This window comes from Polaromonas sp. P1_G4 (assembly GCF_056405475.1).
Map to the genome: position 1 here is coordinate 1 of NZ_JBFUCA010000358.1, position 4,423 is coordinate 4,423.

At 60.6% G+C, this 4,423-nt stretch carries 3 protein-coding genes; all 3 read right to left on the reverse strand.

Going from position 1 to position 4,423, the window contains the following annotated elements; translation table 11 throughout:
* Nucleotides 1-54 precede the first annotated feature (54 nt).
* Nucleotides 55-756, reverse strand: coding sequence for an HAD family hydrolase (locus tag AC1D1X_RS16490; protein WP_477698676.1), 702 nt, complete (start codon nt 754-756; stop codon nt 55-57).
* Nucleotides 757-910: 154 nt separating this feature from the next.
* Nucleotides 911-3,115: an ABC transporter permease gene (locus AC1D1X_RS16495; protein WP_477669164.1), complete on the reverse strand. Its 2,205-nt coding sequence runs from the start codon at nt 3,113-3,115 to the stop codon at nt 911-913.
* Between the two features lie 89 nt (nt 3,116-3,204).
* Nucleotides 3,205-4,227 (reverse strand): ABC transporter substrate-binding protein, encoded by a 1,023-nt coding sequence (locus tag AC1D1X_RS16500; protein ID WP_477669163.1) that lies wholly within the window; start codon nt 4,225-4,227, stop codon nt 3,205-3,207.
* Nucleotides 4,228-4,423: the final 196 nt, after the last annotated feature.

Consider the following 4,423-nt stretch of genomic DNA (forward strand, 5'->3'; position numbering starts at 1 on the left):
AGCAAGGTGAAAGCGATGCCGGCGGACAGCTGTTCCGCTGACGGCTTCTGCCCATCACGCAACCGCCGCATGGAGCTTTCCCAAAAAATCACTCGCGATAAGTTCGTTGTAGTCGCGCACGCTGGCAATCACGTGCGGCCCCGAGAGCTCTTCAGCGCTATGGCTGGTGCAAACCGCCACAGCCCGCATGCCGGCCCGCCGCGCGGCTTCTATGCCAAAGGGCGCATCTTCAAACACGACGCAGGCGGCGGCCGCAACCTCCATGCGTCGTGCAGCCTCCAGAAATATGGCGGGCTCGGGTTTCCCTGCCAGGCCTTCGTCGCCACCTACAACAGCATGAGGCGGGGACACCATGGCAAGCCCGGCCATCGCAAACGCGATGTTGTGCTGGTCACCCGCAGTTCCCACACCCACTTTGAACCCCCGCGCCATCGCCAGCCCGGCAAAGGCCTTGAAGCCCGCAACCTCGGCAAACACCGGCGCGAAGAGTTCTCGATAAATGGCTTCCTTTTCCGCAACCAGCAGCMGCGCCTCTGAAAGTTCAATGTCACGCTGGAATAACTGGTTCATGGACTCGGTGCCGGTGCGCCCGGTGGTGCGCCTGAGGATGTCAGCCAGCGCCATCTGGACGCCGTGCCGCCTCGCGAACTCGCTCCACGACCTGGCATGCCACGGCATGGAGTCGATCATGGTTCCATCCATGTCAAAGATCAGTGCGTCAGTTCCAGATGCACCGAGCGGGGCTTGTAGGGTCATCAGTTACTCCTGTCTCAAAGACGCTTTGATCAATGAAACGTTGAATCCGCCATAACGCCTGGCTATGCTTTTGAAATCAGTGCCTGCCTGAGTCATTGGTAAATATCCTTGTTGTACGCAAAAGGAGGCGGTCTGGAATGTCATTGACGGTGGACTACCGGTTGGCACCTACCGTGCGCCGCCCCAGCTTGCGTTCGCCAACAAGGAACTGGATCAATGCCGTGGCCATAGACATCAGGACGATCAGCACAGTGCAGTACGCCAGCGCCACGCCATAGTCGCCAGTTCCTACCCTGCCAATGATGTAAGTGGTGGCCAGCTCGTACTCGGCCGTCACCAGAAAAATGACGGCGGAAACCGTGGTCATCGAGCGCACGAAGCTGTAGACCAGTGCGGCAACAAGGGCCGGCTTGAGCAAAGGCAGCACCACGCGGCGCAAGGTGGTCAGGCTGCTGGCCCGCAGCATGACAGAGGCTTCGTCGAGGGACCGGTCCAGCTGCTTGAACGATGCCGTTCCGGCCCGAACCCCGACCGGCAGATTGCGAAACACAAAGCACAGGACAATGACCAGGCCGGTACCCGTCAGCTCCACCGGCGGCACGTTGAAAGCCAGGATGTAGCTGACACCCAGCACCGTGCCGGGAATGGCAAACGTCAACAAGGCGGAAAATTCAAACAGGGCCTTGCCCCTGAATTCGGTCCGCGCCAGCAACCAGGCGATCAGCAAGCCGATGCTCGCGCAAACCGGGGCCGCAATGGCCGAAAGCGTGATGGTATTGAACAGGGACGCCCAGGCAGTTCCTGCCCAAAGCAGGCCATGCTCACCCCATTGCATGTCAAACGCAGTTTTGAAGTGCATCAGGGTTAGCGTGTAATCGCGCCCCCAGACTTTGACGAACCCACCCGCGAAGGCGAAGAAATAAACCACCATCGTGAAGGCGAGCCAGGGGCCTGCGACCCAGGTGCACAGGCGGCGCACCCCTGTCGGCAGTGCCATGGGCACGCCGGCGTCGCCTTTGCCGGAAACGGTGGTGAAGCTGGTTTTACCCAGGATGCGCCGCTGCACGAAGAAGACCGTCAACGCAAACGTCGTCAGCACCAGGGCCAGGGCCGCGGCCATACCCTGGTCCAGTGACGCACCCACAATGGCAAAAAAGATTTCCGTTGAAAGGACTGCATAGCCGCTACCCAGAATGATGGGGTTGCCGAAATCGGAAATGCTTTCGATAAACCCCACCAGAAACGCATTGGCCAGGCCAGGCGCCAGAAGCGGCAGCGTGACGGTCAGGAAGGTTTTCATCCGGCTTGCGCGGAGGGTCTGCGCCGCCTCTTCCAGGGATGGGCTGATGCCCTGCACCACGCCACGCATGATCATGAAGGCAATGGGTGTGAAAGCAAACAGCTGCGCGAGCCAGACGCCAAATACACCATAGAACCAGCGGGTGGGCGTAACGCCGAAAGACCACTCCATCAACTGGTTGACGATGCCGGCGCGGCCAAACAGCAGGATCAAACCCAGGCCCACGACAAACGGTGGCGTGATGATGGGCAGCATGGCCAGGGCGTTCAGTGGTTTTTGCAGTCGCTTGCCGGCGCTGCGCTCGGCGATGAGCGCGATCATGGTTCCCAGCACGGTCGTGCCAGCCGCGGTCAGCAGCGCCAGGTACAAGGTGTTCCACGCCACGCCGCAACTGGTCCCGCCACCCAGGCACCCGACACCCCACACGCGCGCAGTACCGACCCGCTCCCACAAGGCCCCCAAGGCAAAGCCTCCGTCTTCGGCATAGAAGGCAGCGGACAAGGACTTGGCGACCGGAAACACCACAAACAGGCACAGCAGTGCCGCGCATCCCACGACCGCGGCGGCCACAAACACGTCGCCACGGAAATAGCCCAGACGCGCGATGCCGGATCCCAGCAGCATGACAAGACAGACCAGGACCACAAAACCGCCCCAGCCGATGCCAAATTGCCCCTGCGGGAGCGTGCCCAGAGCCGCATTGAGCCATTCATACGACCACCCCGTGGCCCCGATCATGAAACCGCTCACACCCAAACCCAGCAGGCCGGTTACGGCGCCTGCCACCAGCACAGCGCCCTGGCGCCTGCTGGCAGGCATCAAGGCGCCGCATCCCGCCACCAGCAGACCGGCCACGCCGGTCCAGAGCCAGTCCCGGCCATGCATGGCAGCCTGCGTCAGCCCGTTGGCCGTCACAGGTTCGGTAAAAAGCCTGGGCAAGGCAAAGAGCAGCGAGCCACTTTGCAGGTAGTACCACGGCAGCGCCAGGTAAGCGGCTAAGCCGATGAGCACCCAGACGTAAATCGTCCGCTGGGTTCGTTCAGTGAATTGGACTGGCATGGGAGTGGCAAAAATAGTGGCAAAGATTCGAGCTGGATCGGCAGCTCTTTAGATTGAAGGTTGTCAGCGTCACGTCGCTGCCGCGTAGATCACTTGGCCTGGTTGAAGACCTTGCGTTCCCAGTTGAGGATCAGTTGCCGGCGAACCGCCGCTTGCCCGTACTTGGCGTAGTCGTAATCAATCAGCTTGATTTTCTTGAAGTCGGGAACACGGGGGTCCATGGGAGTTGCCTTGTTGGAGGGCAACTGGAACTGCTTGACTGCGGCACCAAATTGCTGCGCGCCCGGCGTGAGAGCCCATTCGTAAAATTTCCTGGCATTCGCCAGATTGCGCGCGCCCTTGATGATGGACATGGAGCCTACCTCGACGCCGGTGCCATCGGCGGGCGTGACGGCATCCACCGGAAAGCCCTGCGCCTTTTCACCGGTGACGTCATGGACAAAACTGATGGAAACCGATGCCTCGCCACGGGCAACCGCCTTGATGGGCCCCACGCCCGAGCGTGGATAAGTGCTCACGTTTTTATGCAGTGCCGAGAGATACTCGAATGCTTTTTCCTCCCCCATCATTTGCACCAGCGTGGCGATCATGGTGTAGGCCGTTCCGCTGGCACGGGGGTCCGCGACCAGAATCTCGCCTTTGTATTCCGGCTTGAGAAGATCCGCCCAAACCTTGGGAGCCGGCAGTTTTCTTTTGGCCAGAAGTTCCGTGTTGTAGCCGAAGCCCAGTGGCCCGGAGTAAACGCCGACGGTCTTGAAGCCTGATTGCTCCGCCTGTTTTTGCGCCCAGGCATGCAACTGGGGCAATGACGGGGACTTGTATTCCAGCGTCAGGTTCTGTTCCGCGGCCAGCATATGCGGGTCACCCGTGCCACCAAACCAGAGATCGGTCTTGGGGTTGGCACGCTCGGCGGTGATCTGCGCCAGCGCTTCACCCGATCCTTTCAGCGTCATGTTGACCTTGATGCCGCTGGTCTTGCCAAAGGTGGTTTGCATCAGGTTGCACCAGTCCGCCTGGGCGGCGCAGATGATATTGACCTCCCCTTCCTGGGCAAACACCGGAAGTCCGAGGGCCAGCAGCAAGGGAGCTGCGAAGAGTGCTGTCTTTTTCACGTTAATCTCCTGAAGGATGGGCGGCGAGGCCCGATTGAATGCGTGCAGTGTGTTGATGTGTTCAGTCAAAGGGCATCACCACACTCACCCCTTGTGCGCCCAGATGCACGCTGACCGGCGAGCCCACCTGGCGGACCAGTGTCTCGCTTTGCACCAGGACCATCAATGTCCCCAGTGCGGTCAGCACGTGGTACTC

Coding starts and splice junctions, on each gene's coding strand:
- AC1D1X_RS16495 (WP_477669164.1), bottom strand. CDS start 3,115: ATGCCAGTCCAATTCACTGAACGAACCCAGCGGACGATTTACGTCTGG.